The sequence below is a fragment of the Calditrichota bacterium genome (assembly GCA_020637445.1).
In the GTDB taxonomy this organism is placed as follows: domain Bacteria; phylum Electryoneota; class RPQS01; order RPQS01; family RPQS01; genus JABWCQ01.
In genome coordinates, this window is sequence record JACJVZ010000001.1 from 712,476 (window position 1) to 729,264 (window position 16,789).

Annotated in this window: 17 protein-coding genes; 12 read left to right on the forward strand and 5 right to left on the reverse strand. The window is 52.9% G+C overall.

Features of this window, described 5'->3' with window-relative positions:
• Position 1 precedes the first annotated feature (1 nt).
• The 3 genes from prmC to H6507_02795 form a co-directional block, all read right to left on the reverse strand.
• Positions 2–856, reverse strand: a complete 855-nt coding sequence (prmC, locus tag H6507_02785; protein MCB9368028.1) for a peptide chain release factor N(5)-glutamine methyltransferase — start codon at positions 854–856, stop codon at positions 2–4.
• Positions 853–1,929: a peptide chain release factor 1 gene (gene prfA, locus H6507_02790; protein MCB9368029.1), complete on the reverse strand. Its 1,077-nt coding sequence runs from the start codon at positions 1,927–1,929 to the stop codon at positions 853–855. The genes prmC and prfA overlap by 4 nt, the downstream gene beginning before the upstream one ends.
• Positions 1,930–2,291: 362 nt before the next feature.
• Positions 2,292–2,600: a hypothetical protein gene (locus tag H6507_02795; protein MCB9368030.1), complete on the reverse strand. Its 309-nt coding sequence runs from the start codon at positions 2,598–2,600 to the stop codon at positions 2,292–2,294.
• Between H6507_02795 and H6507_02800 the strand changes: the two genes are divergently transcribed.
• On the forward strand, positions 2,592–3,593 hold the full coding sequence (locus H6507_02800) for a hypothetical protein (GenBank protein MCB9368031.1): 1,002 nt from the start codon (positions 2,592–2,594) through the stop codon (positions 3,591–3,593). The genes H6507_02795 and H6507_02800 overlap by 9 nt on opposite strands.
• Positions 3,594–3,620: 27 nt before the next feature.
• Positions 3,621–4,481, forward strand: a complete 861-nt coding sequence (locus H6507_02805; GenBank protein MCB9368032.1) for a sigma-54-dependent Fis family transcriptional regulator — start codon at positions 3,621–3,623, stop codon at positions 4,479–4,481.
• A 48-nt stretch (positions 4,482–4,529) separates the two neighbouring features.
• Here the strand turns inward: H6507_02805 and H6507_02810 are convergent, their stop codons facing one another.
• Positions 4,530–5,555 carry a glycosyltransferase family 9 protein gene (locus H6507_02810; protein MCB9368033.1) on the reverse strand — a complete coding sequence of 342 codons (1,026 nt, stop codon included), beginning with the start codon at positions 5,553–5,555 and terminating at the stop codon, positions 4,530–4,532.
• Positions 5,528–6,403, reverse strand: a complete 876-nt coding sequence (locus H6507_02815; protein MCB9368034.1) for a lysophospholipid acyltransferase family protein — start codon at positions 6,401–6,403, stop codon at positions 5,528–5,530. Before H6507_02815 ends, H6507_02810 begins: the two co-directional genes overlap by 28 nt.
• Positions 6,404–6,525: 122 nt before the next feature.
• Between H6507_02815 and rsmB the strand changes: the two genes are divergently transcribed.
• The 10 genes from rsmB to miaA are packed head-to-tail and all read left to right on the forward strand — an operon-like array spanning position 6,526 to position 16,785.
• On the forward strand, positions 6,526–7,872 hold the full coding sequence (rsmB, locus tag H6507_02820; GenBank protein ID MCB9368035.1) for a 16S rRNA (cytosine(967)-C(5))-methyltransferase RsmB: 1,347 nt from the start codon (positions 6,526–6,528) through the stop codon (positions 7,870–7,872).
• Between the two features lie 2 nt (positions 7,873–7,874).
• Entirely contained in the window at positions 7,875–8,678 is an 804-nt protein-coding gene (locus H6507_02825) for a PASTA domain-containing protein (protein ID MCB9368036.1), read from the forward strand.
• On the forward strand, positions 8,678–9,352 hold the full coding sequence (gene rpe, locus H6507_02830) for a ribulose-phosphate 3-epimerase (GenBank protein ID MCB9368037.1): 675 nt from the start codon (positions 8,678–8,680) through the stop codon (positions 9,350–9,352). The genes H6507_02825 and rpe overlap by 1 nt, the downstream gene beginning before the upstream one ends.
• A gap of 32 nt (positions 9,353–9,384) precedes the next feature.
• Positions 9,385–9,972, forward strand: a complete 588-nt coding sequence (locus H6507_02835) for an MBL fold metallo-hydrolase (GenBank protein MCB9368038.1) — start codon at positions 9,385–9,387, stop codon at positions 9,970–9,972.
• Positions 9,932–10,891, forward strand: coding sequence for a tyrosine recombinase (locus H6507_02840; GenBank protein MCB9368039.1), 960 nt, complete (start codon positions 9,932–9,934; stop codon positions 10,889–10,891). The genes H6507_02835 and H6507_02840 overlap by 41 nt, the downstream gene beginning before the upstream one ends.
• On the forward strand, positions 10,863–12,347 hold the full coding sequence (gene dacB / locus H6507_02845) for a D-alanyl-D-alanine carboxypeptidase/D-alanyl-D-alanine-endopeptidase (protein ID MCB9368040.1): 1,485 nt from the start codon (positions 10,863–10,865) through the stop codon (positions 12,345–12,347). The genes H6507_02840 and dacB overlap by 29 nt, the downstream gene beginning before the upstream one ends.
• Positions 12,348–12,353: 6 nt before the next feature.
• Entirely contained in the window at positions 12,354–13,400 is a 1,047-nt protein-coding gene (gene ftcD / locus H6507_02850; protein MCB9368041.1) for a glutamate formimidoyltransferase, read from the forward strand.
• Positions 13,401–13,408: 8 nt separating this feature from the next.
• Positions 13,409–14,062: a cyclodeaminase/cyclohydrolase family protein gene (locus H6507_02855; GenBank protein ID MCB9368042.1), complete on the forward strand. Its 654-nt coding sequence runs from the start codon at positions 13,409–13,411 to the stop codon at positions 14,060–14,062.
• A complete protein-coding gene (mutL, locus tag H6507_02860; protein ID MCB9368043.1) occupies positions 14,055–15,824 on the forward strand; it encodes a DNA mismatch repair endonuclease MutL in 1,770 nt (589 codons plus the stop codon). The genes H6507_02855 and mutL overlap by 8 nt, the downstream gene beginning before the upstream one ends.
• Positions 15,808–16,785, forward strand: coding sequence for a tRNA (adenosine(37)-N6)-dimethylallyltransferase MiaA (gene miaA / locus H6507_02865; protein ID MCB9368044.1), 978 nt, complete (start codon positions 15,808–15,810; stop codon positions 16,783–16,785). The genes mutL and miaA overlap by 17 nt, the downstream gene beginning before the upstream one ends.
• The last annotated feature ends 4 nt before the right edge of the window (positions 16,786–16,789 follow it).

Genomic DNA, 16,789 nt, shown 5'->3' on the forward strand with positions numbered 1-16,789 from the left:
GCTACTTGCGGCCGATCAGATAGCGGTCTCTACCTTGTAAATCGTGATGAATCGTGAGTGCGGAAAAGTGTGGAGCGAACAGCGTGCGCAAATGTTCCGCTTGCGTCATTCCGAACTCTAAGGCGGCAATCCCCGACGGCAAAAGCGCAGGCAAAAGTTCGGCAATACGTTCGTAATATTCAAATCCCGTCGGACCGCTGATCAGCGCGTGTCTATTTTCAAACTCGCGCACTTCAGGTTCCAGCGAGGGCAATTCGTCTTCACGAATATACGGCGGATTGGAAATCACCACGTCAAACGGGCCCCCGCATTTTTTCGCAAACTCTTGGTCAAACAAATCCAGCGCAAGAGTCTTAACTCGATCTTCAACGCTATTCAAAGAAGCGTTGTGAGCAGTTTGTGCTACCGCATCTGCGTCAATGTCAATCGAGACAATGGTGCAATCAGAGTTCGCCTTGGCCAGTGCAACCGAAATACACCCGGTCCCGCACCCGACGTCCAACACGCGCGCATTGTCAGGAAGTATTTTGACAACCTGTTCGACAAGCTCTTCGGTCTCAGGCCGCGGAATCAGCAAACCCTGTTTCAACTGAATCCGCGCGTCGAAAAACTCCACTTCGCCTAAAAGATATTGCAGCGGCACGCGCTTCGATCTCTGACGAATCAATTCGCGCAGATGCTCAAGCTCCGAGTCCTTGACAGGCCGGTCATGCTGAATGTAAAGTTCAATGCGCGGCATATTGAGCGCCTTCGCAAACAGCGCTTCCGCATTGCGGCGCGGCGACTCGATCCCCTTCGACTTGAAAAACTCATCCGTCGCCGAAAGCAGATCAATAAGCCGTCTCGTTTCGCTCAAACTGCGCTCTCCGCCGCGCGATTCAGTTTTTCCGTGCGATCCGCCATCCGCAGCGCTTCGATCAGCTCTTCGATATCGCCTTCCATCACCCGGTCGAGCTTGTACAAAGTCAAATTGATACGGTGATCCGTTACGCGGTTCTGCGGATAATTATAAGTGCGAATTTTCTCCGAGCGGTCGCCGCTACCAATCTGACTCTTGCGTTCCGCCGAGAGTTTCGCAGCTTCTTCATCTCGTTTCACCGCCAAGAGCCGCGACGTCAAGACCTTCATCGCCTTTGCGCGGTTCTTAATCTGCGAGCGTTCATCCTGAATCGCCACCACCAACCCCGAGGGCAAGTGCGTAATGCGCACGGCCGAGTCTGTCGTGTTCACATGCTGCCCGCCGGCGCCCGAGGAGCGATAGACGTCAATCTTTAAATCCGTCGGCTTAATCTCCAAATCCGTCTCTTCGGCTTCCGGCAAAACTGCAACTGATGCCGCCGACGTATGAATACGTCCCTGCGATTCCGTCACCGGAACACGCTGGACGCGGTGCACGCCGCTCTCCCACTTCAACAAGCCGTAGACATCTTGCCCTTTGATTTCGACCACGACTTCTTTGATTCCCCCGGCCTCAGCTTCCGTCATGGATGCAATCTCAAACTTCCAGCGTTTCGTCTCGCAATAGCGCGAATACATTCGGAACAAATCCCCCGCAAACAGCGCCGCTTCCTCGCCACCTGTCCCGGCCCTAATCTCCAATATCGCATTGCGCTCATCCGCCGGATCCCGAGGCAGAAGCAAGGTCCGTAAATCATCCTCGATCTGTGCCAGCTGAGCCTCAAGACTCTCCAGCTCCATCTCGGCCATCTCCTTCATCGCCGCATCCGACGACCGGCTAAGTTCCCGTGCTCCCTTGATTTCGCTCGATACTCTAAGGTACTCCTTGGCTTTCTCGACCATCGGACTCAGGTCCTTTGCCTCTTTTAGGAGTGGGGTGGAGAGGGCCGGGGAAGACGCTATATCTGGACTTGAAAGTCGCTCCTGAAGTTCATTAAACCGGCGGAGTATATGTTCTATTTTATCAAGCATTAAGCAATGCGAAAAAAGTGAAAAATGAAGTAAGAGACACAATTTACGCAAGTTGCACTCAGCAAACAAGTTTTGTCAAAAGTTCGGAGCGAATAACCCCAAATTCTGGCACTTATGCCTCTCTGCTATTTAAGTCTGACTTAGTACGATGAAGGTTGTCAACATAAAGTAATAATATGTAGACACATAGCATCATGAAATGAATCTTAAACAATTCTTAGGGAACTTGACAAGCTTGTTATAGCGTTTGTATATTGAACCCGTGCGCTAAACGGGTGGGTTTGAAGTTTTATTATGAGGATTACTATCGTGAAGAAATTCATTGCCGCAACCTTAATTATCAGCTTGTTCGCTGTGGCAAGTTACGCTGCCCTGGTACCTGTCCAGCCGCCGCTTCCGACAAAGGGTGTTTCTGCCCTCGTACCGGTAATGCCGCCGCTTCCCACGAAGGGTGTTTCTGCCCTTGTTCCGGTGATGCCGCCGCTTCCGACGAAGGGAATTTCTGCCCTTGTTCCGGTGATGCCGCCGTTGCCGACGAAGGGTGTTTCCGCCCTTGTTCCGGTGATGCCGCCGCTTCCGACAAAGGGTGTATCTGCCCTTGTTCCGGTAATGCCGCCGCTGCCGACAAAGTAGTAGTTTTTCTTTAGGTCGTTTGGCGACCATTGGCCCAAGGATTGCACCCTTGGTGGCCAATGGTCGCTTTTTTTATATACCTGTCTCTGTCTCTGGGAATATTCGTCTTTGCAATCTCAAATGCCGAAACTCTTGAGTGGTTTTGGGAAATGAGCTTCCTTGGGAATACTCTCCTTTTGGGCGTTGCGTCACTGCTCAGCTTTCTTGCATACCAACGTGAGCACCATTACCGTCACGTGTTTTTTGCCTTGTGGGTCGTTTTTGGCGTTTACGCTTTTGCCAGCCCCGTGGCAGCCGTCGTTCAAGTGTTGGGTTCTCCTGAAGCCGGCATAAGGCAGTTCATCTGGTATCCGTTCATCGCCGTCCATACAGTCTTAGCCTGGGCAGTAACCACGATTACGATCGGCTATATCTCGCCTCCGCGCAAGCGACTCTTGCATACTGCAATCGCAGGGTTGGTGGTTTTCATCATGGCGGGTTGGTTGTATTACCCCTACATTTTTGATCCGCTCGCTGCGGTGTCCCAAAACGCGCAAGGTACGCCTTACCTAAATATAGATCCGCTCAATACTTCCAATCTAATGATCAATGTCTTCAGCTTGCTGATGCTATTGGCATTTTATGTGCATAAATATCGTACGGACAGACCAATTGGCGCATATGCCGACACGCTTTTGTTTCTGTTCGGGCTTGCTTTGGCGATAGACACTGCCGAGTCATTCCTTCCGGACCTAAAACTCGATTTTACAGTCATATCGCAATGGGCAATCCTAATTGTTTATGCAGCAATGGTCGTCAGTTTGGCCTTGCGGATAAAGTTTAAGTCACAAACAATAGCCGATTACTATGAATCCCAGTGCATATCTGACGACCCTTCTATTGATCGGCGGATTGGCCGGTTTGACCGCTTTATTCTACGGACTTTTTTTGATACGGAAAAGATTGGGTCGAAAATATTCCTTGGGACAGGCACGGCCCGAATGAAAGTGCGTCGTACACCGTCGCATGTGGCGCGGCGGGCAGGTAGTTGATGAACAGGCGCTGAACAGGAGACAAAGATGCTCACGAAAAATTGGATGGAAAGCCGGTATACTATTGGGTCGCTAGTCGCGCGCAGCGCGGCCATGCAGCGTCTCATTAAGCAAGCCGGAATGCAAATAAACAACGATTCTCCTTTGCTTGTTGTAGGAGAAACGGGAACAGGCAAGACCTTGCTGGCGCGTTCCATTCACAACTCTTCCAGCAGAGTCTCAAGGCCTTTTGTGAGCGCGGCGTCGGAACGTCTGACGCCTAATGCTGCAGACGGCGTGTTGTTCGGCACGACCTCAGAAAAAGGCCTTCTGGCAAGATCGGAAAGTGGTACGCTGTTGATAACGGGCGTAGAGAATCTTGCACCGATGGCGCAAGAACGACTGTGCAAGCTAATCGATGACGGCAAATACACTACGGCGTCGGGTGATCAGAAGAAGCTGGACATGCGGATGATGTTCACGGGGAACAGCGGTGTCTTGGCAGAGCGAATGTCGCATGGTATGTTCAGCGAAGACCTGTACGCAAGGATAAGCGGGTCGGTTCTCAGCATGCCGTCCCTTTCCGAACGCAACGCAGACATTCCTTACTTGGTTGTAGACGTACTGCAGGCGTTCGCGGCACGTGAAAGAGTCTCGCGGCCGACGGTACCCTATCACTACATGGAGCTGCTTACGAGGGTGGAATGGCCGGAAAACGTACAGCAATTGCGGAACCACGTCGAAAGTGTAATGGCACTGTCGAACGGCCACTTTGATCCGGCAATCCTGCTTGCACACTTCGACGAAATCGAATCGCCGCAGACACTGAAGGGTCTTGTGCGCGACCTGCTTCAGAGACTCGTTACCTCGTCAAACGCCGTGGCGGCGGGCGCAGCGGCAGGAAACTGACCGCAACAACACAAAACATGAGAATCGCCGGGTTAGTCCCGGCGATTTCTATTTCTGAAGTTCTGCAAGCACTCGTTCAACAGAGATTTCTCCCATGCACCAAGGTGGTCCGCCTGTCCACTTGCATCGCGCCTCCCCGTGGCCTGTCCTCGACAGACAGCAAGGAACTCCGGCAGCAAGAGCTTTGTGAGGCGCAGGGAAGTCGTAGTTGACCTGCGTGGAGCCATAGAGAACAAAAACCTTCGGGCATCCCGCGGCGACGGCAAGGAAAGAAACTCCTGTGTCATTGCCTACGGCGGCGACGCAGCTACTTAGCAATGCTGCACAATTCCTAAGCGGTTCTTCCACGACACATACCAAATTCGGATCAAGCCCGTTGAAATCTTTGATTAGCGCTTTTTCGCTTGGGCCGATGAAAACCAAAGCCCCGCGATCCGCCGAACGGGAAATCCACTCTTCCACAACCTTCCGAAAGCGCTTCACATCCCACTGCTTCGTTCTGCGTGCGGAACCGGGAATAATAGCCAGCAGAGTCTTCGCGGTCAGGTTCTTCTCATCCAACCAATTGCTTGCCCATCGTACGGTATCGTCGGCAATGCCGACACGCAAAACCGGGGTCTCAACAATGGGAGCAATAGCGCGCAGCAAGTTGAGCCTTCTTTGCACGTGATCAGGCTCAATACCCAGATCGTTGTGTACCAAATGAGTGAAGGCTCGACCTGCCAGAACTCCGCGGTATCCGACTTTGATTGGAACATCCAACTGCATACAAAGGAGCCGGGAGCGGAAAGACGGGTGCGCACACAGGACTACGTCAAATGTCTCCGCATTCAAGGCGGCCGCATACTTTCGGATGGCACCAAAGTTGCGGTCATTTCCTTGTTTGTCCAGAATCCACACTCTGCTCAATAGGGGATGATCCGCGACAAGCTGCTCAGCGCGCGGCGAAGTTAAGAGCTGAATCTCCGCATTTGGCCAAACAGAATTCACGGCTCCAATCAGAGCCGTCGAAAACAAGACGTCACCCAGCCACGCCGTGTCGATGATCAGGACGCGGGAGGGGATGTTTTCCATCTCTTGTGCATCCAAAACCATTGTTCAGGCGCCTGCCGGACGTAAGACTCAAGTTTCGCGGTTAAAGCCGCCATGATTTGTTCTTGATCCGCTCCATCTTCGAAGTCAATGCTTTCCAACTTTCCGCGGTATTTCTCTCCGTCAATTCGCACTGAAGACATGAAGATCACCGGCGACCCCGTGCGCAAATGAAATACGGCCGGGCCGCGCGGAGTCGAACTGAGTTGTCCGAAGAAGGGCACAAATACACCTTCTTCGTGCGCATCTTGATCAATGAGAATCGCAACAAGCCTGTTTCGTTGAAGCGCAGAGAGCACGCCCTTAATGGCCTGTTTGCGTGGAATAATCTCAACACCTGCTTTACGTCGAACATTGTCCAGCCACTCCTGGACGAGCTTGTTGCGTTGCGTCGTTACGACAAACGAGACCGGATAGCCAAGCCTTGCGCAAGCCGCGCCGATGATTTCCCAGTTTCCCAAATGCCCCGAGACTACAATTCCCCCTTTGCCCCCAGCGACGGCCTTGTCAAGTTCTTCTGCACCATCAAAATACAACCAGTCCCCGATGTCCTCTCTAACAACGGAAGTCGAGGTCGCCAGACTTGTTGCCACCGTCCCGAAATGTTCAAAACAGCGTCGTGCGAGTGTCCGTTTTCCAGCCTCGGGTAGGGTCGGGAATGCGCGGCTCAAATTCTGGAGAACAACACCCTTACGAATGCCCAGCCAATAGCCAAGTCGCCCCAAAGAAATACCCACGGCCCCCCTTGCCCGGCGTGGCATAAGCCCAAGCAAGCCAAACAGCCCTCGGACGGCAAAATACTGGATATGGTGGGATATTCGGTGGGGCACGGAAACTCTATTCACTTTGGCGGAGTCTAAGTAACAGAAAATCCCCTGTTAAGTCAACAGTTGGATCTTCCACAGTCTTGCGTTTCTCTCATAGAATTGCTTAATTTCACGAGGATTTATCCATGCCAACGGGGACGACGGCATCATCGGCGCGAGTCGTTGCGGCAGATGCTCTGACCGAATTAGAAAAGACCGAGGAATATGCGGACGAGGTATTGTCAAAATATCTCGGATCGTCTCATTTGCGGGGTAGCGACCGCGCCTTGGCCGCCGACTTATATTGGGGGACGATCCGCTGGCGGGGCCGGCTGGACAGTATTTTGACCCCTGTGTTTCATGGTGATTATCGCCGGGCCGATCCCGTTGCGAGAATCCTGTTGCGGATGGGCGCTTATCAGCTTTACGGTCAGGATCGCATTCCCGACCATGCCGCAGTCAGTCAGACGGTCGAATTGGCCATCCAACGGCTGGGCAAGAAGGCAGGCGGACTTACAAACGCGATTCTCCGACGATTGGCTCGTGAACGCGAGCGTTGGAATACTCCGCCTGAAGGTGCGGACGATTTGGCGCGATTGTCTTTCATGTACTCGATGCCGCGCTGGATAGTGCGGGAATTGGTTGAAAGATTCGGTCAGGACGAAGCCGAACGCGCGCTGGACGTGGCCAACCACCGTCCTCCGATCAGCGTGTTTCTAATGCGTGAAGAAGATGCCGAGTCTTTCGAGCTTGAACTCGATCAACACGGAATCAAATGGGAACATTCTCCGTTCCTTGACGGGTATTACAGGCTGCATGCGCCGTCATTTCCCGTGATTCAACCTTTGCTTGATGCTGGAACGATTACTGTTCAGGATGAAAGTGCAGGTCTCGCGGCCGCTTTGCTAGATCCTCTTCCGGGCGAAAGGGTCCTCGATTTATGCGCGGCACCCGGCGGCAAAACTCTGGCGACTTGGCGTAAGATGGGCGGCAATGGTGCGATCACCGCCGTGGACGTTGACGGTTCCCGTTTGGTGCGGCTGCGCGAAAACGTCGAACGCGTCGGTGCGGACAATATTTCGGTTATTGAAGAAGACGCCACAAAGTACGGCGGCGAGCTTTATGACCGGGTCCTTGCGGATGTTCCGTGCAGTGCCACGGGATTGCTTAGAAAACAGCCTGACCTACGTTGGCGCCGCAAGAGCCACCACGTTGGACTTCAGCACGCGCTGCAGCATGAGATTTTGGATCGTGCGGCGGAGCTTGTAAAGCCGGGCGGAGTATTGGTGTATTCGACATGCAGCATTCTTCCGTCTGAAAATATCGAAATTGTACAATCTTTCCTTAAGACGCATCCGGAATTTTTACGGGAAGACGCGCGTGGATTTCTTCCGGAATCCGTAATCGGCGAGCATGGAGATCTTGAGACCTTTACTCACATACATGAAACGGACGGCGCTTTTGCAGCGCGTTTGCGGCGCATGTCCCATTAGCCATGAATGAAAAGCGAACGTTCGTAGGCCGCCTGCGCACGTTCGTGGTGGGCGCAATACTAACAGCGGTGATACTCTTTCTTGCGGGCATGGTGACAGATTGGTTCATCATGCCCCTTTACACTCGTCATGGTGTCGAAGTACCAGTCCCTTCATTTGTAGGCTTAACTGTGCTTCAGGCGCAAACCTTGGCGGAAGAAGAAGGCTTTCGAATCGTTGAGGAACCCGCGAAGATTGGCGGAAAAGCAACTGAAGGCACGGTGCTTGAACAGCGGCCGTTGCCCGGAGCGCTTTCGAAGCCGGGACGCGTGGTCCACGTGGTTCCCGCAAAGGAAAGCTCGGGATCGGAAATCCCCGATCTCACCGGAATGGATCAGCGCTCGGCTGAGATTGAATGCAGGAATCTCGGGCTGCTGGTTTCACCTTCGGGAATTGGCTATGACTTCTCTGCAATTGTTCCCAAAGGCGGGATAGTGCGTCAACGGCCCGAACCCGGCGCACCGGTGGTTGCGGGACAACCCGTTCAACTGACCATTTCGTTAGGACCTCGTCCAAATTGGATTGCCGTACCAACGTTGATCGATCTCTCTCTGCATGAGGCTCGCAGAGCGCTGCTCGAATCGGGGCTTCGTCTCGGCAATGTATCCCGCGAACAAACAAACCTCGTTACGGCAGGTACGGTGATCGCGCAGAGCATTGCGTCAGGGAAGGAAGTGGAACAAAATACCGAGATCGATCTGGTCGTTGCGATACCAAAAGCCGATGCTGACGACGAAGAAGATTCACCTCAGTCGGAAACATACTAATGTCTCGATCATCAGAAACTCATACACATATCGCTCCCTCGCTGCTGGCCGCGGATTTCCTGCACCTTGAAGACGAGATAAGACGGTGTGAAGCCGCAGGGCTGACTGTGTTGCACTTGGACGTTATGGACGGCCACTTCGTACCGAATTTGACTTTCGGTCCGCCCGTGATCAGACAGATTCGGTCGATAACGAAGCTCGAACTTGACGTTCATTTGATGATTGAAAAGCCGGAGCTTTCCATAGCTGATTACGCAAGGGCAGGTGCGGACGCGATCACGGTTCATGCCGAAGTTAGTCCTCATTTGCACCGCACTCTGGCCAACATAAAAGAGCTTGGCTGCCGCGCGGGCGTCGCACTGAACCCTTCAACTCCGACGGCACACGTCGAGCACGTGCTTCCACTTTGTGATATTGTCTTAGTCATGAGCGTGAATCCGGGATTCGGCGGTCAAAAGTTTATTCCCGTCGCGTTAGAAAAGCTCGCTTCACTGCGAGTACTACAACAGTCTGGCCGTGGGGATTTTATGCTCTCCGTGGACGGAGGCGTCGATCCCGTGACATCGCCTTCGGTTGTCGAGGCAGGCGCGGAGCGGCTGGTGACGGGAAGTGCGCTGTTTGGCAAGGATTTCGACAAGAATCTATTGGACCTCCAGCGGGCTGCCGGATGTTGAAAATTGATTCATGGATGGTCGGACCGTTTGCCATGAACACAATAGTTGCTTGGTGCGACGAAACGAGAGAAGCCATTTGGTTCGATCCGGGCGCCGAAGCATTTGATGTTTTGAGTTGGTTGGAATCGAATAGAATAAAAGTGACGCGAATCGTCAATACCCATGGACACGTCGATCATATCGCGGAGAACGGTATTGCGAAAAAGGCGCTGGGAGTCCCGCTGTGTATTCACCCACTCGACAGACCCAAGTTGCTCGATCCGGCCTTAAATCTTTCAGTGTTCACCGGGGAGGCGGTAACCTCGCCTGATGCCGACGAACTCTTGAACGAAGGGGACACGCTAAGTTTCGGCAAACTTTCGTTTAAGCTCTATCACGTTCCCGGACATTCTCCGGGCTCTCTTGTTTTTTTTCACGAAGGCACTTTGATCGCGGGCGACACGTTGTTTCAGGGTTCCGTAGGCCGCACGGATTTCCCCGATTCAGACGAGCAGCAGCTTTACACTGCAATTCGTGAAAAGATTTACGCATTACCGGACGAGACGGTTGTCTATCCCGGCCACGGAGACCCAACCACCGTTGGATACGAAAAGCAGTACAATCCATTCGTCAGAGCTTGATCCGAGTCAGCAGTTGCTTATTGAGGATTGGCTCCGCGCGCGCCGATACGAACGACAATTGGCCGACAATACCGTTCGATCTTATCGTCGGGACTTGTTTGCCGTCGCGCGTGCTCTGGCTGCGGAAGGAACCCAACTTGAAGGGGCAAGTGCTGGCGGTCTCCGAAATGTACTGGAAAGTCTTGCGACGGCATCGTCGCGCTCAGACAATCGCCGACTTGCTTCCGTTCGAAACTTCTACAAGTGGTTGCTTCGCGAGCGGCGGATTGACAAGAGCCCTGCCGAGGAATTGCATGTAGCCAAGACTGGCCGGGTGCTTCCCAAAGTCGTTACGCTCGAGTTCATTGAATCATTGCTTCAGCAGATCCGAGACGATGAACCTGTTTCGCTCCGGGATCGCGCAATCGTCGAGCTGGCATACTCTTCAGGGCTGCGTGTGTCTGAACTCTGCTCACTACGTCTGTCGCATTTCAACTCTGCGGAAAATGTGCTCAGAATTCGCGGAAAAGGCGGCAAGGAACGTCTTTGTCCTTTTGGCGAACCGGCACGACGCGCGGTCGCGCAATACTTGACATTCGGACGTGCTCGAATAAAAAGCAAATCAAATCAAAGCGAGCCTGTTCCGCTCCCGCCGCGCGCGGAGGATTTTGTTTTCTTGTCCCGTCACGGGAATCCAATGACACGGTTTGGCTGTGCGCAGATCTTAAGACAGCTTTGTGCACAGGCAGGTTACAGCACCCACATCACCCCTCACACTCTTCGTCATAGCTTTGCAACCCATCTTCTTGAAGGAGGAGCCGACTTGCGCGTCGTCCAGGAACTCCTCGGTCATTCATCCATCTCCACGACTGAAATCTATACACATCTCGACCGGGAATATTTGTCGGAAGTTGTGCGCTCGTTTCATCCGCGAGGTTAAGGTTATCTCGTTGTTTAGTCCCCACGGTTTGTTTGGAATTGTTCTGGTTCTTCTTTCGATCGTACCTGCGATTGCTGCGGATGTTCCGCGCGGCGTTGATTCGCTGCTCAGGCAGGACCCGTTGATCGGAACTTCATGGAGCATTTTGTTTGCGGACGCCACGTCAGGGCAAACAATTCTCGACGTCGACAGCGACAGATTGCTTACGCCGGCCTCGTTGACTAAACTGTGGACGACTTCAACGGCATTTTCCTATCTTGGAGCGGACTTCAAGTTTGAAACAAGAGTGACAGCGGCATCAAGGCCCGACTCCAAAGGAACAATTTCCGGTGATCTGCAGATCCATTGCGACGGCGATCCGATGTTCGAGCTTAAATTGCGCAGAGGACACCGTAGAACGGCGCAGGATGAAATCGCAGAAGAACTTTACGGACAAGGAATCCGCGAAATCACAGGCAACTTAACGGTCGACGTATCCGGCTACAAACGCACTTGTGGAAACGGTGTTTGGGAAATGGGCGATTTGCGGGAGGGTTTCGCGCCCGCCGTGGACGGAGTCGGGTTCAACAGCAATGTTTGCAACGTCGAGATTGCACCGGGTGCTCACGAGGGCGATAGCGCAGTCGTAACCTTTGATCCTTCTTACGCGCCAATTACGGTCGAAAACCTGGTGCTTACAGCTTCGCGTGGAAACGACAGTTGGATTGAGTACAGCGTCACACCGTGCCGGGACGAACTTGAAATCAGCGGCTTGATGGCGCAGGGAGACTCGCCGCAGTATATTTGGTTTCCGATCCAAGAGCCCGCGGTGTACTTTGGGCTTGCGATCAAGGAGGCTTTGTCTCGACACGGTATACGCGTTGCAGGCGACGTCAGCGTGTCGCGTTCAGAGTCACCTCTTCCTGCAACGCTCTACGTTCACGAGTCACCTCCGCTTGCAGAAATCGCAGCGATTGTAAACAAGGATAGCGACAATTATCTTGCGGAATACCTGCTGTCCAAAGTAGGACAGAAGATGTATGGTCACGGATCTACAGAGTCGGGATTGCGAGCAGTGCAAAGATTCGCCCGTGAACGCGGAATACAGCGGTCGCAATTCTCGCTGGAAGACGGCTGTGGACTTTCTCGCCAGAATATCGTATCGGCACATGCCATCGTCAGGCTCCTAAGCTACATGTCGACCACAGAAAACGCCGACGCGTTTGAGGCGACGCTTTCTCAATCTGGCGTTGACGGGACGATTTCCAATCGTCTTTCAACCGAAGGCATGCTCGGGAGAGTCCGGGCGAAAACGGGGACAATGACGAACGTGTCCGGACTGGCAGGCTATATTGGATTAGACGACGGAAGAAAAATCGCGTTTGCAATTTTAAGCAACAATTTCCGTTGTTCGCGCAATTACGTAAGAAATACACAAGACAATATCGTTCGCGAAGTATATCGAGCGATAAACTGAATTAGAATGAGTAACAAACCAATTGTCGAATGCGTGCCTAATATCTCTGAAGGTCGGGACCGCGCGAAGATAGACCGGATTGCCGGAGTAGTGAACGACGTCAGCGGCGTGAAACTTTTGGACGTGGATCCAAACGGAGATTACAACCGTTGTGTGATTACGTACGCCGGTGAACCGGAAGCATGTATCGAAGCTACGTTTCGACTGACCGCGGCGGCATACGAGGAAATCGACATGACCACGCAAAAAGGCGAGCATCCGCGCAGCGGTGCAGTCGACGTTGCGCCATTTGTGCCCGTGCGAAACATTTCAATGGCGGAGTGTGCCGATTTGTCGAAACAATACGGCCGGCGCGTCGGCGAAGAGTTGGGCCTCCCGGTGTTTTTGTATGAAGCTGCCGCGTCGCGTCCGGAACGTAAGAACCTCGCGAAGGTCCGTAAAGGCGAGTATGAGGCTCTACCGGAGAAAATGGCGAGCCCCGACTGGGTTCCGGATTTCGGTCCGCACAAGTTTAACGCCAAATTTGGCTGCGTAATAACCGGAGCGAGATTTTTTCTCGTTGCATACAACGTGAATGTTCGCACAAGTGACGTTGAAAGCGTTCACGACATGGCACTCCATATTCGCCAGATGGGCTGGCCGCTCAAACATGATGACGGTACGACAGTTTTGAACGCCACGGGGAAAACGGTACATCATCCCGGTCCGCTTCAGAACTGCAAGGCAATGGGTGTGTACCTGGATCAAGAGAAATTCTGTCAAGTGTCGATAAACTTGACCAATTATCTTATCTCGGCTCCGCACATTGCATTTGAGCAGGTGAAATATGAGGCGAAATCGCGCGGCCTCGAAGTATTTGGTTCCGAAGTCGTAGGACTGATTCCGTTAGAGGCGTTGGTGTTGGCTTCGGAATACTATGTGTGGCGTGACAAGACTGAGCGGCCAAAGAGTGAGGCTGCGACTATTGCGCTTGTTGAGGAGAAGTTGGGGCTTTCGTCTTTCAACTCTTTTGATCCGCGCAAGAAGATTATCGAATACGCAATTGCAGAATAGGAACTGATATGTCAAACATGCCTGACATGCCCGCAAAGCTAATCTATCAACCCGTGACGGGTTTTGTCGAACAACTTGCATCGAAATCGCCCGCACCCGGCGGCGGCAGTGCGGCAGCACTTTCAGGTGCGATTGGCGCTGCTCTTCTCGTAATGGTGTGCGAGTTTACAATCGGCAAGAAAGGATTTGAAGCAGTCAACGACGAGATCACTCGAACGAAGGATTCAATCGATCCCATACGTCACAAATTGACGGCACAAGTCGATGAAGATACGTGGGCCTTTTCAAGATTTAGAGTGGCCAACAGGTTGCCGGAATCGACAGAATCTGAAAAGGCGATAAAAGAAAAGGAAGTCGCGGAGTCTGCGGCTCTGACGATCGAAGTCCCGCGCCAAACGATGCTCTTGTGCAGAGATGCCCTGAGACAGGCGGAAGGAGTGATTTCAAAAGGCAATCCCAACACAGTATCGGATGCTGCAACCGGCGCAGAAATGCTGCTTGCGGGACTTGAAGGAGCGGCGAACAATGTGTTGATTAACTTGACAGGCCGCAAAGATCAACAAGCAGAGGGCTTGCGCTCCGAGGTGGCGAGTTGCAGATCAGAGACGCGGTCGACAATTGTCCATTTGAGAGAGATAGTCGAGCAGAAGCTGCGTGGCTAAGATTCGCATATTACCTGAGCAACTGGTCAATCAGATTGCAGCGGGCGAAGTAATTGAACGACCCGCCTCTGTACTTCGTGAGCTTCTCGACAATGCTCTCGATGCGGGAGCCACGAAGATTGACATCGAGCTTGAAGGTTCAGGGCGGGAATTGATTGCCGTCCGCGACAATGGCTGCGGCATGTCGCGGGATGACATGCTGCTTTCGTTGGAGCGCCACGCAACTTCTAAGCTGTCTGCTGGTTCCAATCTATTTGCGATTGAAACCCTCGGATTTCGCGGAGAAGCGCTGCCCAGCATTGCCTCCGTGAGCGATCTCGAGCTTATCTCGCGCGAGAAGTCAACGGATCTCGGATTCAGATTGCACGTCGTCGGGGGTGACATTGCCGACGAAGAAGCTGTTGCGGCGCCTGCGGGAACTCAGGTTCGCGTGCGTACAATTTTCTTTAACACGCCTGCCCGCGCGAAATTTCTGAAAGCTGACGCGACCGAGCTTTCACATTCGATTCGTGTGCTGCGGACCTACGCATTAGCTTATCCTCAAGTTGCATGGACTTTCCGACACGGAGATTCGCTGCAATTCGTCTGGCCATCGGCTGATTTTCACGGCCGCATCGCGGACGTGTTTGGTGTCGGGATTCAGAATAAACTCTTGGACGTGGCACACGAGCTTCGCGGAGTCAAAGTTCACGGCGTGCTTGGACATCGTGAATTGAATCGAAGGGGCAGGGGAGACCAGTTTTTCTTTGTAAACCGCCGGCCTTTTCAAAGTACAGGTCTTGCGGGAGTGTCACGCGGTGCGCTCAGAGATTGGACAGATGGCGGTGAGTGGCCGTTTTACATCATTTTCATAGACGTTGAAGCGTCTTCGGTCGACGTAAATGTGCATCCGGCGAAGCGCGAAGTGCGATTCTCCGACGAGCGTCTTATTCATGCGGCTGTGTTTGAGGCATTTCGAGGCGCGCTTAAGGAGCAGCAGCAGTCACTTGATGAACTCCGACAAACGTGGATACCTACTCAGCAAACTACGCCGCCGGGCAGCTTAGACAACATCCGGGAAGCCGGTGGACTTTTCACCACAAGCACTCCGTTTGTCGATTCAACACGGGCACCTTCGCCTCCGCTTACATATTCACAAAGTTATGACGTCCAGCAATCGCAATCCCCGCAGCCGCAATCGTTCAATCCGAGGCTGCGCGCTCAAATATATCAGATTCACAACAAATATCTGATTGCGCCGATCCGTTCAGGACTTGCGATCATTGATCAACACGCGGCTCACGAACGTGTGTTGTACGAACGGGCCTTAAAGAGTTTCGACAGTCGTACATTTGCTTCTCAGCAACTTCTATTTCCTCTTTTGTTGGAATTGACTCCCGAGGAAGACGCGTCTTTCCAAGAAATACGAAAGGAACTTGACGCATTTGGGTTTGTGCTGCGAGAATTCGGACCGAGATCCTACAGTATCGACGCAGTGCCAGCTGGCCTTAAACGCGCATCAGAAGCATCCATGCTTCGCGAAATGATCGCAGAGTACGATGAGTTTCGGCGTGCGCGACTTGGACCGCGTGAATCGCTGGCAGCGGGTTTTGCGTGCAAGGCGGCGATTAAGACTGGCGACGAGCTGACGATCGAAGAAATGACGGCGCTGGTTGACGAGTTGTTTGCGACGAAGCAGCCTGGAAGTTGTCCTCACGGTCGGCCCACTTTCATCGAGCTAAAACTCAGCGAATTGGATTACCGCTTTGGCCGGACAGGGTGACACGAATTCATGCGTCTTGATTCTCGCAGGGACGACGGCTTCCGGCAAAACGGACGTTTCGGTTCCTTTGGCGAACATGCTTCGTGCAGAAATTATCAGTGCGGACTCTCGCCAAATTTACGGCGCACTAAAGATCGGTTCCGCACCACCGTCATCCACGCAACTCGATGAAGTAAGACACTATTTCATTGCGGAAAAAGAGTTATCCGAACGTTGGACGGCGGGAGACTTCTCGCGGGCGGCCCGCAGGATCATAGCTGATCGTGACCGGATGGGAACGGTGACGCTGGTCGTTGGTGGATCCATGCTCTATCTGAAAGCGTTGTTGGATGGATTATACGAACGCGAAGATGAGCCCACTTTGGATTATGCCTCTTTGAGAGCAGAGTGGAGCGAGCGTGGGCAAGATGAGATGATGAGTATTCTCGAAGAACTTGACCCGGAGCTTGCCGCAACGACGAAGCCGGGCGACCACCATCGAATTCTGCGTGGCATAGGGCATTATCGCACGACCGGCAAGAGGCTCTCTGACATGCGAAAGCTGGAGACGACACCGATCCAGCAGTCGTTTCGACTTTATTTTCTAAATGGAGATCGCGAAGAAACCTACGAGCGCGTAAATAGGCGCGTCGACGCAATGCTGGAGGAAGGATTGGTAGAAGAGGTTCGCAGTATTGCCGCACGCGGATTCAACGAGGCAAATACGAATGCCCTGCGCACTCACGGCTATCAGGAGGTCTTTCCTTATCTTCGCGGTGAGTGCGACTTTGAAACTATGCGCGAAGAGATAAGGAAAGCCGTGCGCCACTATGTGAAGAGGCAGATAACTTGGTTTCGTCGCGAAACACGAGCAATTTGGGTAAGAAGGTCATTTGACGAACGGCCGGAAGACATAGCAATCAGAATACACAGAGACTTTCTCGGAATAGAACTAATTCCCCAGAACAAAGAAACCCGCTGAACTT